General features: G+C 61.4%; 22 protein-coding genes and 1 other RNA gene. 16 read left to right on the top strand and 7 right to left on the bottom strand.

All coding sequences use genetic code 11. From position 1 onward, the window contains the following. Positions 1–84: 84 nt before the first annotated feature. The 3 genes from ONZ54_RS15580 to smpB all read right to left on the bottom strand — a co-directional run bounded on the left by ONZ54_RS15580 (position 85) and on the right by smpB (position 2,496). The gene (locus tag ONZ54_RS15580) at positions 85–1,356 is read right to left on the bottom strand and encodes an integrase domain-containing protein (RefSeq protein WP_271786604.1); all 1,272 of its coding nucleotides are present in this window, start codon (positions 1,354–1,356) and stop codon (positions 85–87) included. A 169-nt stretch (positions 1,357–1,525) separates the two neighbouring features. Next, positions 1,526–1,885, bottom strand: a transfer-messenger RNA (tmRNA) gene (gene ssrA, locus ONZ54_RS15575). A 122-nt stretch (positions 1,886–2,007) separates the two neighbouring features. Then, entirely contained in the window at positions 2,008–2,496 is a 489-nt protein-coding gene (gene smpB / locus ONZ54_RS15570) for an SsrA-binding protein SmpB (RefSeq protein WP_005312834.1), read from the bottom strand. A 40-nt stretch (positions 2,497–2,536) separates the two neighbouring features. Between smpB and ONZ54_RS15565 the strand changes: the two genes are divergently transcribed. The 3 genes from ONZ54_RS15565 (at position 2,537) to ONZ54_RS15555 (ending at position 3,626) form a co-directional block, all read left to right on the top strand. Next, positions 2,537–2,722 (top strand): hypothetical protein, encoded by a 186-nt coding sequence (locus ONZ54_RS15565; RefSeq protein WP_271786603.1) that lies wholly within the window; start codon positions 2,537–2,539, stop codon positions 2,720–2,722. A gap of 117 nt (positions 2,723–2,839) precedes the next feature. After that, complete coding sequence (locus tag ONZ54_RS15560) at positions 2,840–3,274, top strand: SRPBCC family protein (RefSeq protein WP_005312837.1); 435 nt, start codon at positions 2,840–2,842, stop codon at positions 3,272–3,274. Beyond that, on the top strand, positions 3,267–3,626 hold the full coding sequence (locus tag ONZ54_RS15555; RefSeq protein WP_271786602.1) for an RnfH family protein: 360 nt from the start codon (positions 3,267–3,269) through the stop codon (positions 3,624–3,626). The genes ONZ54_RS15560 and ONZ54_RS15555 overlap by 8 nt, the downstream gene beginning before the upstream one ends. 112 nt (positions 3,627–3,738) lie before the next feature. On the opposite strand, the gene ONZ54_RS15550 is transcribed toward ONZ54_RS15555, so the two are convergent. From ONZ54_RS15550 to ONZ54_RS15535, 4 genes are all read right to left on the bottom strand, one after another. Then, entirely contained in the window at positions 3,739–4,374 is a 636-nt protein-coding gene (locus tag ONZ54_RS15550; RefSeq protein WP_271786601.1) for an NAD(P)H-binding protein, read from the bottom strand. 61 nt (positions 4,375–4,435) lie between these two features. Then, complete coding sequence (locus ONZ54_RS15545) at positions 4,436–4,774, bottom strand: outer membrane protein assembly factor BamE (protein WP_011898937.1); 339 nt, start codon at positions 4,772–4,774, stop codon at positions 4,436–4,438. A 120-nt stretch (positions 4,775–4,894) separates the two neighbouring features. Then, on the bottom strand, positions 4,895–5,614 hold the full coding sequence (locus tag ONZ54_RS15540; protein ID WP_271786600.1) for an Lcl C-terminal domain-containing protein: 720 nt from the start codon (positions 5,612–5,614) through the stop codon (positions 4,895–4,897). Between the two features lies 1 nt (position 5,615). Beyond that, complete coding sequence (locus ONZ54_RS15535; RefSeq protein ID WP_271786599.1) at positions 5,616–8,618, bottom strand: DUF1566 domain-containing protein; 3,003 nt, start codon at positions 8,616–8,618, stop codon at positions 5,616–5,618. A gap of 221 nt (positions 8,619–8,839) precedes the next feature. On the opposite strand from ONZ54_RS15535, the gene ONZ54_RS15530 reads away from it, so the two are divergent. The 13 genes from ONZ54_RS15530 to ONZ54_RS15470 are packed head-to-tail and all read left to right on the top strand — an operon-like array spanning position 8,840 to position 19,685. Continuing rightward, entirely contained in the window at positions 8,840–9,043 is a 204-nt protein-coding gene (locus tag ONZ54_RS15530) for a Flp family type IVb pilin (protein ID WP_005312855.1), read from the top strand. Continuing rightward, positions 9,040–9,456, top strand: coding sequence for a prepilin peptidase (locus tag ONZ54_RS15525; RefSeq protein ID WP_271786598.1), 417 nt, complete (start codon positions 9,040–9,042; stop codon positions 9,454–9,456). Before ONZ54_RS15530 ends, ONZ54_RS15525 begins: the two co-directional genes overlap by 4 nt. Before the next feature lie 8 nt (positions 9,457–9,464). Next, positions 9,465–10,355 carry a Flp pilus assembly protein CpaB gene (cpaB, locus tag ONZ54_RS15520; RefSeq protein ID WP_271786597.1) on the top strand — a complete coding sequence of 297 codons (891 nt, stop codon included), beginning with the start codon at positions 9,465–9,467 and terminating at the stop codon, positions 10,353–10,355. 19 nt (positions 10,356–10,374) lie between these two features. After that, a complete protein-coding gene (gene flpC, locus ONZ54_RS15515) occupies positions 10,375–11,772 on the top strand; it encodes a type 4 pilus assembly secretin FlpC (protein ID WP_096119227.1) in 1,398 nt (465 codons plus the stop codon). A gap of 11 nt (positions 11,773–11,783) precedes the next feature. Then, positions 11,784–12,332 (top strand): pilus assembly protein FlpD, encoded by a 549-nt coding sequence (locus ONZ54_RS15510; RefSeq protein ID WP_271786596.1) that lies wholly within the window; start codon positions 11,784–11,786, stop codon positions 12,330–12,332. Positions 12,333–12,335: 3 nt separating this feature from the next. Continuing rightward, positions 12,336–13,460 (top strand): AAA family ATPase, encoded by a 1,125-nt coding sequence (locus ONZ54_RS15505; protein ID WP_271786595.1) that lies wholly within the window; start codon positions 12,336–12,338, stop codon positions 13,458–13,460. After that, positions 13,460–14,773: a CpaF family protein gene (locus ONZ54_RS15500; protein ID WP_271786594.1), complete on the top strand. Its 1,314-nt coding sequence runs from the start codon at positions 13,460–13,462 to the stop codon at positions 14,771–14,773. Before ONZ54_RS15505 ends, ONZ54_RS15500 begins: the two co-directional genes overlap by 1 nt. Continuing rightward, a complete protein-coding gene (locus tag ONZ54_RS15495) occupies positions 14,770–15,651 on the top strand; it encodes a type II secretion system F family protein (protein ID WP_271786593.1) in 882 nt (293 codons plus the stop codon). The genes ONZ54_RS15500 and ONZ54_RS15495 overlap by 4 nt, the downstream gene beginning before the upstream one ends. Positions 15,652–15,654: 3 nt before the next feature. Then, entirely contained in the window at positions 15,655–16,539 is an 885-nt protein-coding gene (gene flpH, locus ONZ54_RS15490; protein ID WP_271786592.1) for a Flp fimbrial biogenesis protein FlpH, read from the top strand. A 19-nt stretch (positions 16,540–16,558) separates the two neighbouring features. Further along, positions 16,559–17,323: a Flp fimbrial biogenesis protein FlpI gene (gene flpI, locus ONZ54_RS15485; protein ID WP_271786591.1), complete on the top strand. Its 765-nt coding sequence runs from the start codon at positions 16,559–16,561 to the stop codon at positions 17,321–17,323. Next, positions 17,320–17,793 carry a TadE/TadG family type IV pilus assembly protein gene (locus tag ONZ54_RS15480; RefSeq protein ID WP_159165927.1) on the top strand — a complete coding sequence of 158 codons (474 nt, stop codon included), beginning with the start codon at positions 17,320–17,322 and terminating at the stop codon, positions 17,791–17,793. The genes flpI and ONZ54_RS15480 overlap by 4 nt, the downstream gene beginning before the upstream one ends. Beyond that, a complete protein-coding gene (locus tag ONZ54_RS15475) occupies positions 17,790–18,302 on the top strand; it encodes a pilus assembly protein FlpK (RefSeq protein WP_271786590.1) in 513 nt (170 codons plus the stop codon). The genes ONZ54_RS15480 and ONZ54_RS15475 overlap by 4 nt, the downstream gene beginning before the upstream one ends. Next, positions 18,303–19,685: a vWA domain-containing protein gene (locus ONZ54_RS15470; RefSeq protein WP_271786589.1), complete on the top strand. Its 1,383-nt coding sequence runs from the start codon at positions 18,303–18,305 to the stop codon at positions 19,683–19,685. Positions 19,686–19,736 lie beyond the last annotated feature (51 nt).

The following is a 19,736-nucleotide window of genomic DNA, read 5'->3' as shown; positions in this document are numbered from 1 at the left end:
CTTGGTTAGGGGGGCAGGGCCTGCGAGCAGGGTTATCGCCTGTTTGATCAATCGCTCTAGGCCCGGTAATTTGTCAGATATGGGTTACTCGCCCACCACCCTCAATGCTTTAAAACCGCTCGCCAGAGAGAGGTTTCCTTGGCTAGCTTGCTCGATATGGTTGCTCCACCAGCCCATCATGATCTCCCGTTGCTCGAAGTAATCTGAGCGGTTATAGGCACGGCGGATCTCATTTTCGTCAGCATGGGATAGCGCCGCCTCGATGGCATCCGGGTTGAACCCCTGTTCGTTCAGGATGGTACTCCCTAGCGAGCGCAAGCCATGAGCCACCAGCCGTCCGCCGTAGCCCAGCCGCTTCAGCGCAGCATTCGCGCTCTGATCGTTAATATGGCTAAGTGGGTCGCGGTAGCCGGGGAATACAAAGTGGCGGTGACCGCTAATCGGCCTCATCCGTTCCAGCAGGGATATTGCTTGTGGTGTCAGGGGCACTCGGTGCGAGCGATCCATCTTCATCCGCTCGGCGGGGATGTTCCAGACTTTGCCCTCCATGTCGATCTCATCCCAACGAGTACCGGCTGATTCGCCTGGGCGAACCAAGGTATGCAGGCTCCATTCAATTTGGCAGCGCGTTGTGGGATCTAGCCGTCCATTGGCAATGTCAGCCATAAGAAGCGGCAACTCTTCTGGCTTGAGTGTCGGCATATGCTTTTTGGTGGGTTTCTTGAATACCTTGCGAACGGCAGAGCAGGGGTTGGCATGGAGAAGGCCATGATTAACGCTGTAGTCGAGGATCTCGTTTATCCGCTGACAGAGGCGACGCACAGTCTCATGCTTGCCATCAGCTTCTATAGGGCGAAGTATCTCAATGACTTTAGGGGCACGAATCTGATCGATGGGCAGGTCGCCAATGAAGGGCAGCACATATAGCTCAAGAGAGCGCCACGAATCTGCGGCATAGGCTTCTGATACGTCGTGGCGTTTCAGTTCTAGCCATTTGCTGGCCATGCGCTCGAACGTGTTGGCACTGGCTTCTTGTTCAGCTTGGGCTGTGGCGATCTGTTCTTCTTTGTGGAGCTTGGGATCAATGCCTTGGGCCAGCAGAGTGCGGGCTTCTCGCCGCCGTTCTCTGGCTGCAGCAAGGGATACTTCTGGATAAGTACCAAATCCCATGTTGGTGCGTTTCTTATCGGCTGGTCTCTGGTATTTGAAAACCCATCGCTTCCCGCCGTTAGGCTTAACCCTCAGCTCTAGCCCTTCGCCATCAGGCAAGGTTGATTCTTTGGTTTCTGCCTTGGCAGTTTTCACCTTAGTGTCGGTTAGCCGGTTTGTTCCGGTCTCGCGTGTCTTCTTGTCCATGTTGCCTCTTAGTACCATTATTAGTACCACAGCCCCTGTGGTACTAATAATGGTACTAAATGAGCTGGCTTCTGGCGACTCCCCCGGACTTTTACGGACAACAAAAAACCCGCAAAGCCTTACGCTGTGCGGGTTTCTGTACTTCTTCGTTCCCGGCCGGAACATTGTTTGGTGGAGCTGGGGGGATTTGAACCCCCGTCCAAAATTACTACATCCTCGGTACTACATGCTTAGTCACTCTTTACATTCGCCAACCCGCTGCGGAGAGACACGCCACGAATTGACTAGCTCGATTGGTTTTAATGCTTCCGCCCCGAGCAGGACTTCCACACGATCCTGTGAAGGATGACCTTCCGATTCCCTAGGACACAGGCAAGCTAGGGTAGAAGGGCTCTATGCAGGTTATTAAGCTGCTAGTGCGTAGTTTTCGTCGTTTGCGACTATTTTTTTGCGGTTTGTTAACGAGGCCTACCGCACCTCGGCATGCACCTTGGGTTTCGTGAATCTTGTCGAATCCAGAATCAGCCCCAAGTTGTCAAAAGCGATTGTACGCAAAAATCCTGTTATGGCAAGGCGTTGATAGCAATCGACCGGCCTTGGCCGGTCGATTGCTGGTTTATTGGACGCCGCGCAAGCGCTGGCGGCGCACAATCAGCCGCGATGCTTGTTCTTCATGATGCGGGCTTTCTCCCGATCCCATTCGCGGGCCTTGGTGTCTTCCCGCTTGTCGTGTTCTTTCTTGCCTTTTACCAGGCCGATCTCGACCTTGACCCAGCACTCTTTCCAGTAAAGTGCCAGCGGCACTATGGTGTAGCCCTGACGGGCAGTCAGGCTCTCCAGCTTGTCGAGCTCATGGCGGCTCAGCAGGAGTTTGCGGGTGCGAGTCGGGTCACACACCACGTGGCTGGAGGCGGCATTCAGTGGCAAGAAAGTGGAGCCGAACAGGAAGGCTTCGCCTTGCATGAAGATGACATAGGCTTCGCTGATGTTGGCCTTGCCCGCCCGCAGGGATTTGACTTCCCACCCTTGCAGGGACAGACCGGCTTCCACACGTTCTTCGATGAAGTACTCGTGACGGGCGGTTCTGTTGAGTGCAATGGTGCTGGACCCGGCTTTGTTTTTACTGTTCTTTTTGCTCATGACGGGCGCCTTTGGCAATGATTAGGAAGGCGCATTATACGTGGGTGGCGACGGCTGTAAAACGCGCAACCGCTCAAGTGGCGGCTTTGTGAGCAGTTTCGGCGGTGATTTTGGCCGGGAAGGTGATTTAGAGGTGGGTGGCGGCGGCGGTAAAACGCGCAACCGCTTGAGTGATGGCATTGTGAGCAGTTTCGGCGGCGATGTTGGCCGGGACGGTGATTTATAGGTGGGTGGCGGCGGTGGTAAAACGCGCAACCGCTTGAGTGACGGCATTGTGAGCAGTTTCGGCGGTGATTTTAGCTGACAAGGTGATAAAATCGGCCCGATTGGATGAGGAAAACCCATGCCCCGTATTACTCGCAGTGCCCTGGTGATGTTCAGTGCCGAACAAATGTTCCGGCTGGTCAATGATGTTCACGCTTATCCGGAGTTTCTGCCCGGTTGTGTCGGCAGCCGCGTTCACGAAACCGGCAATGACTACATGACGGCCTCGGTGGATGTGGCCAAGGCGGGAATTGCCAAGACGTTTACCACTCGCAACCAGCTCGATGCCAACCGGCAGATAAAAATGGAGCTGGTGGACGGCCCCTTCAGCAAACTGGCTGGCTGGTGGACCTTTACGCCGCTGGATGTGGATGCCTGCAAGGTCGAGTTCGACCTTGATTTCGAATTCACGTCCAAGTTGATCGAGCTGGCATTTGGCCAGATTTTCCGCGATCTGGTGGGTTCCATGGTGCTCGCTTTCTCCAACCGCGCCAAGGTGGTGTACGGTGTCTGATTTACTCAATATCGAGGTGGTGTATGCCCTGCCCGAGCGCCAGACGGTGCTGCGCATCCGGGTTGCCCCCGAGACAAGCGTGCTGGCTGCCATCGAGCAGTCCGGCATAGTGACCAAGCACCCGGAGATCGATCTGTCGGTCAACAAGTTCGGTATCTACAGCCGTCCGGTCAAGGGTTCCGAGTTGCTGCTGGATGGGGATCGCATCGAGATCTACCGTCCGCTCATTGCCGATCCGAAAGAGATGCGCAAGAAGCGGGCAGAGAAGGCCAAAGAAGAAGGACGCGCCGATGTGGTGACTGGCGGCCGGCCCAATACCAACCGCAAGCGAGGGGATGCAGACTCGGCCTGATGCCGAGCGCTGTGATCACAAAAGGCGCCTAGGCGCCTTTTTGTTTTTTGCCGACCGCACTGCTGTCGGGTTGGCGAGTTCTTTAAATCGTCCCCGCCAGAGGGCGAAGAGGTTACATGGCGAGCAGGCGCTCGTTCTCCACCAGCTCGATACCATGTTCCTGCTGGCTGAGCACTATCATGGCGTGGGCGACCTGGCTGGCGTCGATGGCGCGCCAGCGGCGCAACTTGCCGATGAGCAGGGGGCGCAGCAGCGGATAGAGTGCCTGAAAAAATTGTTCGGAACGGCGCGGTGGCTGGCGGTTGCCGAGCAGCATGGCGGGGCGCACTATGGCAAGCCGTGGCCAGGATTGTGCCAGCAAGGCCTGTTCCATCTGCCCCTTGGTGCGGGGATAGAGGGCCGGTGAGCGTGGGTTGGCTCCCAGACTCGAGACGACAATGAGGCGTTGACAGCCGTGGCGGCGAGCGAGCTGGGCAAAAGCCAGCACATAGTCGTGGTCGACCCGACGAAATGCGTCGTCAGAGCCTGCCTGCTTGCGGGTGGTGCCCAGGCAGCAGAAGGCGATGTCGACAGGAGAGGGCAGGTCCAGATCCGTCAGTTGTTCGAAGTCGGCTGGCAGCCAGTGATGCCGGGGTTGGGAAGCACCCGCCTTGCGACAGAGTAGGGTCAGTGAGTGAGCGGGATCGAGTTGGCGGACAAGGGCTGTGCCGATCAGTCCGCTGGCACCGGCAATCAGGATCTGGCTCATCAAGCACTCCTTGCGAACGAGATAAAACAAAACCGGCGCTGGGCCGGTTTTGTGAATGCGATCAGAGCGGGGTGTGGAAGGCCGCTGGTAACGGGAAGTCGCCGGTGACCGTGGCCAGCTTGTCGTTGGCGAAGGTTACGGTGAGCTCTTTGCGCTCTTTTTCGCCGCGACCCGGCTGGAATTCATAGAGGTAATACCAGGTGTTCGGGTCAAAACCATCGCGCAGCATGGCGGAGCCCAGCACGAACTCGACCTGTTCGCGGGTCATGCCCTGGCGCAGTTTGTCGACCTGTTTTTGTTCCACATAGTTGCCCTGGGGAATATCGATGCGATAGACCAGGCTGCAACCGGACAGGGTGAGGGCGGTCAGGGCCGCGGCAATCAGGTGTTTCATCCGCATATCGAGTTCAGATCATCCATTCAAGTCTTTTACGCTGGCCGAATCATACCTACTCCCTTGGCGGAAGTAAAAGCCATGGAAAAAATAGCCAGAGGGCGCCTGGCCCTCTGGCCGATGGGATCACTCCTCAATGGTGGGGATGGGGCGGACCAGTCGCAGCATGACGCTGGATAATCCTATTCCGCCAACGTTGAAGGTTTCCCCGCTGCCGGCAAAGTTCAGAAAGTCGTATCCTTCCTCCCCCGAGCTGTCTGAACCAAAGGCGATGTTGGTCAGTGCCCAAAGTTGTTGTTCAGCTGCGCGGCATGCAGTTTTGACATCATCGGGAGCCTCGATCCACTGCTCGGTTACCTCATCCCACTTGGAGGCTGCGTCAGCACACAGGGTTTCTTTGTCTGCCGCTATCTGTGATTGGAGGGATGTCGCAGGGTAACCTTGTGCCGCATAAATGGCCGGCTGGCACTGGTTGTTGTAGAGGGTAAACAGTTCCTTGATGTCGGGGGCCCGCCAGGGTTGTGCGGGTGTACCAAGCCGGTCGTTGGCCTGTTTGATGACGCCCATCAAGGGATTCTCTTCAGCGTTGGCGCGGGTTGAAATAAACGCGGGTGTGCCCTCGCAGCCGGTGCCATCGGTACTGGCGTGCTGACCATAGGGGCAATAGAGCCACTGCAGACCTGTGGCTCTGTCGTTGACCACGTTCAGCTTGCCCTCGGCCGTGTCGACCTGCTCGCTGACGAAACGGCTGTGATCGTCCTGATAGCCAGGCAGGCACTCGTGGGCCTGGCTGGTGACCGGCAACAGGGTGGCGATCAGCAATAGGGGGGGGAAATAGCGGTGCATCTTATTCTCCTGTGACCTTGAAGCCATCGCTGACCAGCATGACGTAATGGGGTTGATACTGGCGGGCGATACTGCCTCTGAGGTCAGAGCCTGGCCGTACCTTGTAGGCATCCGGCCCGCCATCATCCTGGCTCCAGGTGCCGACCGGGCGACTCACTGGCATGACATCTGCCGTCCAGAAGCCGTAAAAGATACCTTCCAGCTCGTTCCATTTGCCGTAGGTGTATGTCAGGCCGGAATAGAGCGGGAAATAACGGGTATCGAGCGCTATGGGGTTCTCTTTGGTCAGGGTCATGATGCCGTAGAACTCCTGCTGACTCGGGGCGCGCCAGTTATCCAGGCCGCACAGCTTGCTCTGATTGACCTGATTGACCTGACGTTTCAGGTTGCAACGGCTTCTATCACTTGCCAGGGTGCCACTTTGCGGGTCATAGCAGCTGCCGTTGAAGGCGTTGTCGCTCTGGATATCGTCATAGGCAAACAGGCTCTTGTCATCGTGCAGGGAGGATTCCCCATCCTTGTGCTGCACCTTGGTTTCCCATACCAGTCCGCTCAAGGCATCGACCACGCAGGCGAAGGGCAACTGTTTGTAGGAGAGGTCTTGCCGTGGCAGGGGTTGTCCCTGGCTGTCCAGCTTGATGTAGCGAGCGCCAAGCACCCCATCCTGATTGCTGTTGACGGCCTGACCGCTCAGAGGATCGCAGCGATTGTCCAGATCCCGTCCCCGCTTGCCGTCATCGTCTCCCATGCTGTGGGTGATGCGGGTATCGGCCACATGCAACTGGCCCGTCCGATAGTGGAGGGGCGCGCTGATGGTGCCGCCTTCGCTCATCACTCTTATCTGGTAGTCCTGATAGCGAGGGAGACCCTTGAGCGTGATGCGAGTCTGCTGGCTGATGCCTTGCTGTTCGGCGTTTTCAATATGCTCAAACGGGGTTTTCCCCCAGCCAATCCGATACTGACTCGCCCCCTCCTGAGGTTGCCAGCCAAGGGTGACCCAGTGGCTGCCATCCTGATCACGGCCCTGGCCCAGAATGGCCAGGCCGATCACTTGATCTGACAACACCTCGCGCTGACAGACGGGGGATAGGGGGCTGTTGGGATAGGGGGAGACCCAGCTACCCGGTGTGCTGGTACCGGGATAGAGAAGTGCATCGCTTTCCGAGTTGCGGATCAGACCGGCCGCCGCCTTGATGATGTGGGAGATGTTCTTGTTTGGATTGGCATTCAACAGGGGGCCCAGCCCGCTATTGTCGGCGATGGCGGATTCCAGTTTGAACAGGTCCGGTATCTGATTGTTGCGAGACACGGTTGAATATTCATTGGCCATGTTGATCTCCAGCCAGCTCAGCAGTTGCTGGCGAAAATCAGTGCCCTCGATCAGGTTGACGGGCTGCTGCCAGAGCTCCCCCTCGGCCTGCAGGGCGACCATGGCTGCCAGCAGCTCGACCTGATGCCTCGGCAGTGCCTTGAGTTTTTGATCCAGCTCCGCCAGGGTCCAGGCTTGCCAGCCCAGGAAAGAGCCCATGCTGGCACTGAGTGTGGTTTTGAGCAGCAGGGCTTGCTGGGCCGTGCTGGTATAGCCCACTTGCAGGCGCGGGAATTCGCTGGCGGTGAGGATGCCGTCCCGGTTGCCGTCCTGCTTGACCAGTTCGCACAGGGATCCAAGTACGGATCGCAACTCCACCTCGCTCTTCTCATCCTGTACCACCAGGGTGAGGGTGTCCTGCATCAGGTCGTCGCTGGTCTCGCTCTCGCCAGGCTGGCAAGTGGTGAAGGTATTGTTGAGGTCCGGCAGTGCGAGGGTGAGACTGTACTGGTTGCCCTGTTTGACGGGCAGACCGTCAAGTACCTTGCCATCCAGTGCCCTGACGGGGAGTCGCTGTGGCCGTATTGGGCGTTCCGGTTTGAAGTAGTACTGGTTAAGGCCATCGTGATTGGGCTTGGCGCCTATCTCCACCATGACGGTCGGCTCGCCAAGCCGCGAGGGGAATATTCCCTGGAGGGTCAGCTGTCGATGAGGGTAGAAGGTGGCGTGCAGCTGATAGGCCGGGGTGCGGGTGTCGAGGGCTGCCATGGCTTTGACCGCAGCAGCCAGCATGGTCTCCGTATCGACAGGCAGTGCCGTCCCTTGCTGGACGGCATAGTTCAACAGCCCTTCTCGCAGGTCAGCACCTGGCTGAACTTGCTGGTAGGCGACCAGGTGTTCGGCCAACTGGGTGATCTCGCTGACCGGGAGGGGAATGTCGCCATCGAGTACCAGTTGCAGCAGCGCGGTCAGCTCGCGGGCCATGCCGTGATTGAGCTGTGGATCGCTGACCAGCAGGGCAGTGACATCCTGCCTGCCTTCCCGTTTTTGCAGTGCCGTGGTGAGGCTCTGGTATGCCAGCAGCATGGGGGAGAGGTGCAGATGGGGGGCCTCCTGCTCGGTGATGATGCCATCCCCATTCTGATCCTGCTTGAGCAGTTGCTCCAGCGAGGGCAGCTGACTGCTGAGGATAGGCGCACTCTGCTGGCGGTTGCTGGCGGTCAACCTCAGTGGTTTATCCTGAGGCCACTGGCTCAGCTTGAGTTTGAACCCAAAGCTGCCGTCGGCCAGGGCGCTCTGAGTCACGCACACCTTGTCGGCGCAGAGCTGGATATCGAATTGGGCTCCCTGCTCGTGTGTGATGGAGAGCGCCCCCGCCAGATCCAGGCTGGTGGGTTTGGTGGCGGGATCTGGTGCCTTGTCCGGTTGATCCGGTGGTGTAGGCGGGGTCACAGTGCCTGTGTTGCCGTTTCCGCTGCTGCTCCCCGAACCCGTGCCGCTGCCGTTGTTCCCGGTGTTGTTGTCCGATGGCGGGGTCACGGGATCCGGGGGGGTAGGCGTGGTTTGACTGCTGCCGTTATTACCGCTGGTGTTGCCGTTGTTTCCTTCCTGATCCGGGGTACCCAGCTCGGCTTTGCATGCCAGCAAGGTTGCGCAGCAGAGGGCCAGGATCAGGGGGCGCGTTATCCTGAACAAGATCGACTCCATTATTGTTGTATAGGTGAATAAGCTGCTGAACCAGTCTCTTCTTGCGAGTTGAACGATTAGTGCAGATTTTTTTGCTGTTAAAAGTGTCAAAAACGAAAATTCACTCTGCGAATTATTTCATTTGATGATAATGATATTGATTCTCGTTTGTGATCTCAATATTATATTGTCGCTGTTTAATTTCAGGCATAAAAAACAGGGACAATAAAATGAAGATGCGAGTTTGGGATTACCTTGGGGACTATCTGAAGGATGACACCGGCGCCACAGCGATCGAATACGGCATTCTGGCGGCGGGGCTGGCGGCCGGGATCCTCGCGATCTTCGGCTCGGACGGGATCTTCATCACGGCCTTGAAGGAGAAGTTCACCGCCATAGTGGCGGGGTTGAACATGGATGCCGCGGGCAAGTGACAGCGCTCGGGCAGTGGCTGGCCATATTGATGGTGTGCTGGTGTCTGGTCAGCGACCTGTTTGAGCGGCGTATCCCCAACCTGGCTGTGCTGGTACTGGCACTCTGGGCGCTTTGGCTGCTGCCGTTCAATCCGCTTTCGTTGACCCTGGCCCTGCTGACCCTGCTGCTGGGGCTGTTTGCCTATCACAGAGGCTGGTGCGGGGCCGGTGACAGCAAGTTGCTGGCGGTCTGCCTCTATGGTGCATCCGGACGCTGGCCCGAGTTGCTACTCTGGATGGCCTTCTCGGGTGGCGTGCTCAGCCTCATATGCCTGGCTTACACCCGTTTCCGGCCATCTCCCGAGCCCGTCACTGTGCCTTATGGATTCGCCATTTTGTGGGCGGCGAGTCTGACCACTCCTCTATTTATGTAGTCACACCTATGAAGAAACTCTTCTCTCTTATCGCTGCACTGCTGGTGCTGGCGGCGACGCTGGCTGCCTTCTGGCCGGTTGAACCGGCGCCGCAGAAGACAGTTCCATCGCGAGACCTGACATCGGAATCGACAGCTTCCGACAGGGTCGCCCAGGTGCTGGTGGCCGCCCATAGGGTACAGGCCGGCTCCTTTATCCATCCCGAGGATCTGGTCTGGCAAACCCTGCCCGCCGCCGAGGAGATGAATCTGCCGGGACTTTTCCTGTTCGGCTTTACCGATACCAAGGCACTCAAGGGAAGTCTGGTCACCCGTACCCTGGAGTCGGGGCAGATTGTCTCGTCTGATGATCTGGTGCGCCCGGAGCAGAGCCACTATCTCTCAGCCATGATGGCGCCGGGGATGCGGGCTGTGACCCTGGCGCTGGGGCGGGAGGCGGCCAGCCATGGCCTGATCCGGCCCGGCAACCGGGTGGATGTGATCCTCACCAGCAAGCATGCCCGTCAGCACAATGCGCAAGGGGCCGAGGTGACCAGCAACCAGTCGGCGGAGATCATTCTGACCGACATCAAGTTGCTGGCCATCGATGCCCAGGTGACCGATATCGCCGCGCTCAACGGCACTGCGGCGGCGCAGGACAACTTCGATCAAGTGGCCGTGACCTTCGAGCTGGCCCCGCGGGCGGCAGCCCGTCTGTTGCTGGCCCATCGATTGGGAGAGCTGGCACTGGTGCTGCGCTCGGCCCAGGGTGCCCCTGCGGGCAGCGAGGCTGTTGCCCTGCCGGAAGGGAGCCTGATATGGGCCGAGCAGGTGGCCAGTGGCCAGAATCCGAGGGCCATTCCGGGTCACGGAGTCCGGATCAGTTATGGCGACGGCAACGACCGTAACCGCCAACCTTAATCAACCCAGAAAGGACACGATGTTGCGAACACTCGCCATGGTGCTCGCCCTGCTGCCGTTATGGGCAGTGGCGGCAGAGAGCCTGACTCTCACCCCCGAGCAGTCCACCCTGCTCAATTTCGATGAACCCGTGCTGGATGCCTTCGTCGCCAACTCGGAGTTGGTGCGGGTACACAGCCCCTCCGATCAGCAATTGCTGATCTATGGTCGCAAGGTCGGCCGCACCGATCTGGTGGTCACTGCGCAGGATGGCCGCACCCTGGGTCACTACCGGGTGCAGGTGGTGGCGGATCTTGCCCCCCTCAAGCAACTGGCCAGGCAGCATTTTCCCCAAAGTCGACTCACCTTCAGCGAGTCTGGCGGCGCCATAGTGGTGGCGGGGGAGGTAACCAGTCCGCTGCAAGCCCACGAGATCCTGGCCATGGTGGAGGCGTTCGCCAAAGGCATTCAGCCTCAGGGAGTTCCCTCTGGCCCAGTCGCCCCCGCTCAGCCTCAGAGCGGCAATCAGGATGAGGGGGCGGCGGTCGCCGGTGGTGGCAGCGGGCAATATGCGAACGTCATCAACCAGTTGCGTCTGGCGGGCTCGGATCAGATCAACATATCGGTGCGCATCGTCGAGATGCAGCGCACCACCAGTGAACAACTGGGATTGCGCTGGAGCGCCATGGGGGAGTACTTGCAGCTGGGTGTCTCGCCGGGCAACCGTTTCCCCAAACCCGCCGAACGGGGCAGTTGGGGCGGCAAGAAGGATGTGGTCTACATCAACGCCATCATAGATGCACTGGTGGAGAACAGCCTGGTCAATGTGCTGGCCGAGCCGAACCTGACGGCCAAATCCGGTGAGGCCGCCACCTTCATGTCCGGTGGCGAGTTCCCCTTCCCGGTGGGCAATGGGGATAACGGGCCCGAGATCGAATTCAAGAAGTTCGGCATCTCGCTGGAGCTGACTCCCACCTTGCTCGACAACAGCCGCATCAGCCTGACGGTTTCACCCGAAGTGTCGACCCTGAGCCGCGAGAACAGCGTCTCCATCGCCGGGGTCGTGGTGCCGGGCATAGAAACCCGTCGCACCACCACCACCATAGAGCTGGCAGATGGGCAGAGCTTCGCCCTGGCGGGCCTGGTGCGTACCCATCGCAACCAGAGCAGCGAGGCCTTGCCCTTCCTCGGCGAGATCCCCGGGCTGGCCCCCTTCTTTGGCAGCAACAGCTTCAAGAACCAGGAGAGCGAACTGGTGATCATCGCCACCGCCCGTCTGGTGCAGCCCACCAGCGATCCCCTCTCCCTGTCGACGCCGCTGGATCACTATCGGGCGCCGAGCCGGTTCGAGCGGCTGTTCTTCACCGATATGGGGTCAACCGAGCGACCGGGCGCGCAAGCTACTCGCCTGTTTGGCAACTACGGCTACAGCTACTGAGGGAAGTGACCATGTTAAGAGAGACACTGTTGCTGGCCCTGGCGTTACCGCTGATGGCCTGCACCACCCAACCCCCTGCCGCCTCCCTCAAGGATCAGCTGCAGTTCCGGGTTGCCCCGTCGCAACTGCAACAACAGCTGCAATGGCAACTGGCCCCGCTGGCCAACCGGCTGGAGGCAGGATCCCTGCACCTGACGATCACGGGCCCGCAACCCGGGAGCCGGGAGTCAACTCCGGAAGCTCTGCGCCAGCAGTTGGCCCAGTGGCTGGCGCTGGAGACCCGCCTCACCTTCATCCCGGTGACCCAGCAAGCGTATGAGGTCGAGCTTGACGCCACCTTGCAATCCGACACCTGCCGCTATGCCAGAGGCGTATCTTTGGCATCGCCCGGCGCTTGTCTGGTACTGCGCAACCAGTATCGCGCCCAGAGTCATGGGGAGCACTGGGCCCGCGGCGCACGCTACGACGGCAGTGGCAGCGCCCTCGATGCCGGTGCCGTGCAGCGCCTCTATCAGGGCAAGGCCAAGTCTGCCAAGAAACAGCAGACGACAGGGGAGTAGTGCATGAGTGAACAAGCCAAACATCTGGTGGCTGTCACCCGCCAGCCGGCCCTGCATGCCGGGGTCGGCCTGGTGCTGGCCCAGCTGGCCGAGGTCGAAGCCCGACAGATCCCGGGCTCCCTGGCCGAGGCCAGGGCCTACTGCCTGGCGCAAGGGGCCCCCGATATCCTGCTGGTGGAGGTGGAAAATCCACAGACGCTGGCGGCCGATCTGGCCGCCCTTGCCGAGTGCTGCCCGCCCCAGATGCGGCTGGTCCTGCTGGGGGAGAGGGGGGACGTGACCCTGTTCCGCTGGCTTATTTCGGTGGGAGTGGATGATTACTATCCGGCGCCGCTGGATCCCGATGCCCTGCGTACCGGCCTGCTGCGTCTGCTGGGGGTGCCGCTGGTGACCTCATTGCGCAAGGGGCGGGTGATCTGCGTGGTCGGCGCCGCCGGTGGCGTGGGCACCAGCACAGTGGCTGCCAATCTGGCCATGGCGCTGGCCGATCAGCATCACCGTCAGGTTGCGTTGCTGGATCTCAACCTTCATCACAGCCGTCACCCTATTTTGCTGGGCAGCGACTATGCCCCGCCCGGTGAACAGTGGTGGCAGGCTACCGATCGGCTCGATGGCACCCTGCTGGCCCACACCGCCCATCAGCTTGGGCCAAGGCTCTTCCTCTTTTATGACGAGGGGCAGGAGCTGGTGCTCGGTGCCGAGCAACTGGTGGCGGCGGTCAATGTTATGGCGGAGCACTACAGCACCCTCATTATCGATGTGCCGGATCTGCGCACCCATGGGCTGCGTGCCTTGCTGCAAGAGGCGGACGTAGTGCTCTGGCTGCACGATTTCAGTCTGGGGGCTCTGCGGCTGCTGGGGCAATGCCCGCAAGGCGGGCAGGCCCAACGCCGCCTGCTGGTGGGCAACCACTGCCGTGGCAAAGAGGGGCGGGTGCCGGCGCAGGAGCTGGAGCGCGTCTGTGGTCGGCCCCACGCCGCCGTGCTGCCCTATGATCACGGCGCCTTTGTGCGCGCCGAGCGTGCCGGGCAGCCGCTCATCCAGCAAAAGAGCAAACTGGCTCGCGCCCTGACCTTGCTGGCGGGTGAGCTGGTGGGGGCTCAGGTCACAGGGCGAGGGCGACGCTGATGTTCGGACAAGCCAACAGCCGACTGCCGTCGGTGCCAGGGGCACTGCTCACCCTGTCTGATGCCGCGCGGGAGGCCTTCTACGAGCTGGTGGAACCCTCGGTGGCCGCTACCTTGCCGCGTGATGCGCTGCTCGAGCGCGTCACCCGTGCCCTCGCGCAGCTCTCGACCCGCCGCATGTTGCCCTATAACCGTCAGGAGCTGACCCTGCTTGCCCGTCAGCTGGTGGACGAGATGGTGGGCGTGGGGCCGCTGCAACCCCTGCTCGATGACCCCGAAGTCTCGGACATTCTGGTCAATGGCCCGGACAAGGTCTATGTGGAGCGACACGGCAAGTTGACCCTCTCCGGGGTGCGCTTTCGCGACCGCCAGCATGTGTTCAACGTGGCGCAGCGGATCGTCAATGCGGTGGGGCGGCGGGTGGATGAATCCACCCCCATGGTGGATGCCCGACTGGCCGATGGCAGCCGAGTCAACGTCATTGCGCCGCCCATCGCCCTGTGTGGCACCACCATCTCCATCCGCAAATTCCCGAGTAGCCGCCTGACCTTGGCCCATCTGGTGGAGAAGGGGGCCCTGTCCGATGCCATGGCCCGCTTTTTGGGGCTGGCGGCGCGCAGCCGCTTCAACGTGCTCATCTCGGGGGGAACGGGCTCGGGCAAGACCACCTTGCTCAACGCCCTGAGCAAGCACATCAACGACGATGAGCGGATCATCACCATAGAGGATGCCGCGGAGCTTTCCCTCGATCAGCCCCACTGGGTGCCGCTGGAGACCCGCAACGAGAGTGCAGAGGGCAAGGGAGAGGTGAGCGTACGCGCCCTGGTACGCAACGCCCTGCGGATGCGGCCGGATCGCATCATTCTGGGGGAGGTGCGCGGCGCCGAGGCGTTCGACATGTTGCAGGCGATGAACACAGGCCATGATGGCTCCCTCTGCACCCTGCATGCCAACACCCCGGAAGATGCTCTGTTGCGGCTGACCAACATGTTGCAAATGGGGGCTGAGCGGCTCTCAGAGCAGATCATCCAGGCCCAGATCGCCAGCGCCGTGGATCTGGTGGTGCAACTGGAGCGGATGCGTGACGGTCAGCGCCGGATCACCGCCATCAGTGAAGTCACCTCGCTGGAAGGGAGCCAGATCAGGATGCAGCCGCTGTTTCGCTTCGTGCTGGAATCCGAGCTGCACGGCAAGCTGCAGGGGCGCTTCATTGCCCATCCCCTCTCGGCCGGAGTCGAGGAGAAAGCCCGTCAGGCGGGTTTGCTGACCGAACTCCATGAGTGCATGGCGGGTGCCGGGGAGCCGGTGTCATGAGCACGCTCATTCTGGTGTGTCTGGGCTGGGGACTGGCCTGCCTGCTGCTCTGGCAATGGCAGAGCCGACGCGAATCCTGGCAGCAGCAGTGCCAACGCTATGGCCAGCCCGCGCAACACAAGGGGACACGGCCTCTGCCCCACTGGTATCAGCAGATGGTGACCATGGTGGGCCAAGAGCAGCTGACCCGCTGGACCTGGCAGGGCCCGGCGGGGGCGGCCCTTGCCTGCGTCTTGCTGGTGGCCAATGGCATGCCGTTCTGGCTGGCACTGCTGCTGGCGGTGGGCGGGGCTCTTTCCCTCGGGCTGGTGGTCTATCAGCAACTGCAACAGCGGGCGCTGGAGCGGTTTCGTACCCAGTTGCCCGAGGTGATTGACGGCATGATACGGGCGCTGCGGGTCGGGGCGCCATTGGCGGATATCTTCAAGCTGGTGGCCTGCCAGCAGCACGGCCTGATGGCCCGGTTGTTTGGTCAGATGCATGACGAGTTGCAAGTAGGTCAGCCGGTGGCGCAGGTGATGCAACAGGCGGCGAGCCGGGTCGCGGTGGCCGAGTTTCAGTTTCTGACCATAGTGCTCAGCCTGCAACAGGAAACGGGCGGCCGCCTCTCGGAGGTGCTGGCGCAACTGGTGGAGACACTGCGTGCCCGCCAGACCCTGGCGGCCAGCATCCAGACCATCACGGCCGAGAGTCGCAATGCCGCCAAGGTGCTGGCAGCGCTCCCCGTCATCATCTTGCTGGTGCTGTTCACGACCGGGCGGGAGCACTTCACCTACCTGATGACCACGGCCAGCGGCCAGTGGGTATTGGGATATGTCTCCATCAGCGTGGCGGTCGGGCTCTGGCTTATCCGTCGCCTCACGCGTCTGCAGGGGTAGCCCATGACTGTCATGCAACTTTTCGGATTGGCGCTGGCCTGTCTCGCGTCGGCGGCGGTCGTTGGCTGGCACGGTTACCGGCAACAGCAGCAGTGGCAGGCCCAGAGCCACCGCTATGGCCCTGTCCGTCAACGCAGGGATGCGGCGCGGGACTGGCTGGCCTGGTGCGGTCGCGGTTACCCGGTCGGCGCCCGGGAGCAGGCCCGCTTGCAGCAACTGCTGGCGCAGGCGGGGATCTTCTCCCGCCATGGCTTTGACCGGCTCAGGGCGGCCAAGTTATTGGGTGGGCTGGGAGGGGCTCTGGCGGCCTTGCTGTGGCGTCTGCTGGTGGCACCCGCCGACGGTTTCACCCTGATGTGGGTGCTGGTGGCCTATGTGGTGGGGGCCGGTGTACCCGAGCGCTGGCTGCAGTGGCGTGCCCGCAAGGTGAAGAGTGCGCAGCAGAAGGTGGTGCCCGATGCCATCGACCTGCTGGTGATCAGCGTCGAGGCCGGGCTGGCGCTGGATCGGGCGCTGCTGCGGGTGGGCCACTATCTGGGAGCGCTGGAGCCGGGCCTGGCCCGCCAGTTCCTGCGCACCCATGCGGAGATCCAGATGCGCGGCGATCAGGCAAGTTGTCTGGCGCGGCTTGCCTGGCGCACCGGTTTGCCCGAGCTGGACAGGCTCGCCAACACCTTGCAGATGGCCCAGCAGTACGGTTCGCCGCTGGCCGAAACAATGCGCACCATCAGTCAGGAGGCCCGCCAGATGCGGCGACTGGCGCTGGAGGAGCAGGCAGGCTCCTTGCCGGGCAAGATCACCCTCATCCAGATGGCGCTCATCATGCTGCCCATGCTGGTGCTGATCATTGCTCCCACCCTCAATTTGTTGATCAACAGCCTGCGCTGAGCAGGCCACAGGATTTGAAATGCGATCACGACTTCATTGTGTGTTGCTGCTGGCCCTGCTCGGGCTGGCAGCGTGCAGCAACCACGGCAATACCCGCCAGCAAAGCCAGAGCAATGGCATGGCGGTGGCCAAGGCGGCGTTCGATTCTGCCCAGTATGACAAGGCAGAGCGGCTCTATCAGGCCTTGCTGGCTGACGATGCCACCCTGGAGGAGGCGCAGCTGATGCTGGCCCGTACCCGTTATCAGCAAGACAAGAAGCAGGCGGCGCGTGATGGCTTGCAGCAGTTGCTGGACAAGGGGGGCAAGCAGGGGGCTCAGGCCGCTCACTATCTTGGCAAGTTTCTGCTGGATGATGGTCTGAGCGGCGAGGCTGCACTGGCCTATCAACAGGGATTGGCACTGGCCGGACTGAACCGGGACGAGCGCGCGCGACTCAGCAATGGCCTGGGGGTGGCCAGCTTGCAGCAGGGGGCCTTTGGCAAGGGACGCCAGCAGTTTGAAGTGGCGGTGGCGGCGGCCCCCGACGAGCCGGATTATCGTGCCAACCTGGCGTTGGGCTGGCTGATGGAGGGCAACAAGGTGGCGGCCCGTCAGGCATTCGAGCCGCTGCTGCACTACCAGAGCCTGCCACCCAGGGTGGAGATGAATTATGTTCTGCTGCTGCTGGCGGAGGGCAATGAACCCCAGGCTCGCCTCATACTGTCGCGCTTTCTCAGTGCCAGCCAGCTGGAGCACGACATCAGGCTGCTCAAGGCGCAACTGGGGCGGGGGACGGGGGCGTGAGACGCGAGCTCGGTGTGGCCAGCATAGAGCTGGTGATCATATTGCCGCTGCTGCTGGCACTGCTGTTGCTGGTGGTGGATGTGCTGCGGGTGCATCTGCAATACAGCACCCTGGAGCATGGCTTGCGATCCGTGCTCCGTGAGCTGCAGGCCGAATCAGCGGCAGGGCGGATCCCGTCGGCTGACGGGATCCGCCTTCGCTTGCAACAACGGGGGCGAGGGGAGCTGGATGGCGTGACAGTGAGCGTCACCCCCCATGTGTCGCTGGAGGCCATGCTGGGCCAGGAGGAGGGGAGCCCGGATCCTGCCAGCGAGATCCGCCTGCCTGCGGATCCCGTGCTGGAGGTGACGGCCAGGGTCCGTCCCCGTCTACAGCTCACCCCGAGCTGGCTGATTGACGATCGCGAGCTCAGCTATCAGAGCACCCTCTTGCTGCTCACAGACCGGCTACCGGCCGGAGGGGCAGGATGAGTCGCTGCTCCTGCCGCCACCGGCTCCTGGGGTCGGGCCCTGGCGCCATGGGGGGCAGCATCAGCATAGAGGCAATGATGTTCATTCCCGTCTTGCTGGCCCTGCTCAGTTTTGGCAGTGAGGCACTGCAACTGCTGCGCCTCGAGCAGCGCCTGCACAATGTGGCCTACAACGTGACCCAGATAGTGACCCAGCAGGGGACGGGGCAAAACGCCGCCGCCGTGTCGCAGCTGGCCTTCTATCAGCGCTTCGTGCAGGGCCAGTTGTCCGCTCTGCAAGAGGGGCAGGCCGCACTGACCATAGAGCAGTACAACAGCGCCAATGGCGAACTGGTTCCCCTGCTGCAGGGCAGTGGCTGCGCCGGCCAGGGCAACTGGCCGCAATTGCGGGTGGGCACCTTGATGCGGGTGACCCTCTGCTATCGCCTCGGGCAAGGGGAGGGCGGCATGTTCAGCCGGTTCTGGGCGGGCCGCACCCTGGTCACCCACTTTATTCAGGAGATCCATTGAATGGGACTGCCCTTGCGCCAAGGGGGCGGGCTCTCTCCCGCCTTTGCCCTTATGTTGACAGGCGTGCTAGCGCTGACCGGCGTTGTCATCGAACTGGTACGTGGCTACAGCGGCCAGAGCCTGCTCAGCGCCGCCGCCGATGCGGTGCTTTACTCTGCCGCCGACAGTGACACTGCCGCTGAGGATGCCGTTGCTCTGGTGCAGGCCAATCTGGCAGGCCGCCCCTTGCAGGTGGCCCCCCCCAGCTTGAGCCAGAGCGAACAGGGATCCCAGGTTATTCTGCAGGGGCATGTACCCGCACTGATGGATCTCTCGGCCATTGGCGAAGGGGGTGACATGCCGGTGGCGGCGGCGGCCCGTGCCAGCAGTGCCCGTACCCGTATTGAAATTGCCCTGGTGCTGGATGTGTCCAATTCCATGTCCGGGGCGCCGATGAAAGCGATCAAGCAGGGGCTGACAGAGTTTGGCGAGGTGCTGTTTGGCCGCGAGCGGCGCAATCAGGACAGGGTCGTCAGCATCATCCCCGCCACCGGACTGGTCAATATCGGGGATCATCCTGAACTGTTTCATCCAGAGAGCCTGGCATTTCCCTTCGGGTTGCAGACGCTGGCCCATGAGCGAGGCTGGAGCAATTTGCTGACCCGTGACGTACCGGGGCGCCAGCGCAAGGCATTCTGTGCCCGCCTGCCGGAGCATGTGGACGGCATAGACCGGCTGGCGGAACTCACCCCGGGCTGGATCCGCAAGCTGGAGCAGGCTCCCGTTGGCGAGACGCAACCCAGGTTGCACTACAGCACCAAGCCGCCAGCCATCAAGCAGTATGAAGATGGCACTCCCCTGCGGGCATTCGCCCCGAGGGAGAACCCCCTGGAGCGTTACCTGGAGAACCGGCGTGACAAGCTCGGCATCTTCGATGATGCCGACTGTGGGGTGAGCCCCATTCAGGCGCATCTGTCGACCCGGGCCGAGTACCGCCAGGCGCTCGATACCCTCTACGCCGCCTTCAACACCAATACGGCTGAGGGCGTGATGTGGGGCTGGCGCCTGCTGTCACCCCAGTGGCAGGGGCGCTGGGGCCGGGGGGCAGCCGAACTGCCGCGCCCTTACGGACAAGCGGATAACCGCAAGATCCTGGTGCTGTTCTCGGACGGCGAACACATGGGGCCCGAGGCGGCGCTGCGTGATCGCAAGCAACTGCTGCTGTGCCGGGAGATGAAACGCAAGGGGATCCAGGTCTACACAGTGGCATTCGAGGGAGATGCCCGCTTCGTGGCGCAGTGCGCCAGCGACCGTTCGCAGGCCTACAAGGCGACCAGTGGCAACATTCGCACCGTGCTGACCCGATTGGCCAGCGCCATCAACGATGTGGTGCTGACGAAATAGTGTGAAAAAGGGGCCAGATCAGGCCCCTTTTCCTATCCGCTGGCAATGCGG

The organism is Aeromonas salmonicida (assembly GCF_028355655.1).
GTDB classification, from domain to species: domain Bacteria; phylum Pseudomonadota; class Gammaproteobacteria; order Enterobacterales; family Aeromonadaceae; genus Aeromonas; species Aeromonas salmonicida.
Note: the sequence above shows the minus strand (reverse complement) of the source record. Positions and strands in the feature narration are given on the sequence as shown.

Coding starts and splice junctions, on each gene's coding strand:
- ONZ54_RS15580 (WP_271786604.1), bottom strand. CDS start 1,356: ATGGACAAGAAGACACGCGAGACCGGAACAAACCGGCTAACCGACACT.
- smpB (WP_005312834.1), bottom strand. CDS start 2,496: ATGAGCAAAAAGAACAGTAAAAACAAAGCCGGGTCCAGCACCATTGCA.
- ONZ54_RS15560 (WP_005312837.1), top strand. CDS start 2,840: ATGCCCCGTATTACTCGCAGTGCCCTGGTGATGTTCAGTGCCGAACAA.
- ONZ54_RS15550 (WP_271786601.1), bottom strand. CDS start 4,374: ATGAGCCAGATCCTGATTGCCGGTGCCAGCGGACTGATCGGCACAGCC.
- ONZ54_RS15545 (WP_011898937.1), bottom strand. CDS start 4,774: ATGCGGATGAAACACCTGATTGCCGCGGCCCTGACCGCCCTCACCCTG.
- ONZ54_RS15540 (WP_271786600.1), bottom strand. CDS start 5,614: ATGCACCGCTATTTCCCCCCCCTATTGCTGATCGCCACCCTGTTGCCG.
- ONZ54_RS15530 (WP_005312855.1), top strand. CDS start 8,840: ATGAAGATGCGAGTTTGGGATTACCTTGGGGACTATCTGAAGGATGAC.
- cpaB (WP_271786597.1), top strand. CDS start 9,465: ATGAAGAAACTCTTCTCTCTTATCGCTGCACTGCTGGTGCTGGCGGCG.
- flpC (WP_096119227.1), top strand. CDS start 10,375: ATGTTGCGAACACTCGCCATGGTGCTCGCCCTGCTGCCGTTATGGGCA.
- ONZ54_RS15510 (WP_271786596.1), top strand. CDS start 11,784: ATGTTAAGAGAGACACTGTTGCTGGCCCTGGCGTTACCGCTGATGGCC.
- ONZ54_RS15505 (WP_271786595.1), top strand. CDS start 12,336: ATGAGTGAACAAGCCAAACATCTGGTGGCTGTCACCCGCCAGCCGGCC.
- ONZ54_RS15500 (WP_271786594.1), top strand. CDS start 13,460: ATGTTCGGACAAGCCAACAGCCGACTGCCGTCGGTGCCAGGGGCACTG.
- ONZ54_RS15495 (WP_271786593.1), top strand. CDS start 14,770: ATGAGCACGCTCATTCTGGTGTGTCTGGGCTGGGGACTGGCCTGCCTG.
- flpH (WP_271786592.1), top strand. CDS start 15,655: ATGACTGTCATGCAACTTTTCGGATTGGCGCTGGCCTGTCTCGCGTCG.
- flpI (WP_271786591.1), top strand. CDS start 16,559: ATGCGATCACGACTTCATTGTGTGTTGCTGCTGGCCCTGCTCGGGCTG.
- ONZ54_RS15475 (WP_271786590.1), top strand. CDS start 17,790: ATGAGTCGCTGCTCCTGCCGCCACCGGCTCCTGGGGTCGGGCCCTGGC.
- ONZ54_RS15470 (WP_271786589.1), top strand. CDS start 18,303: ATGGGACTGCCCTTGCGCCAAGGGGGCGGGCTCTCTCCCGCCTTTGCC.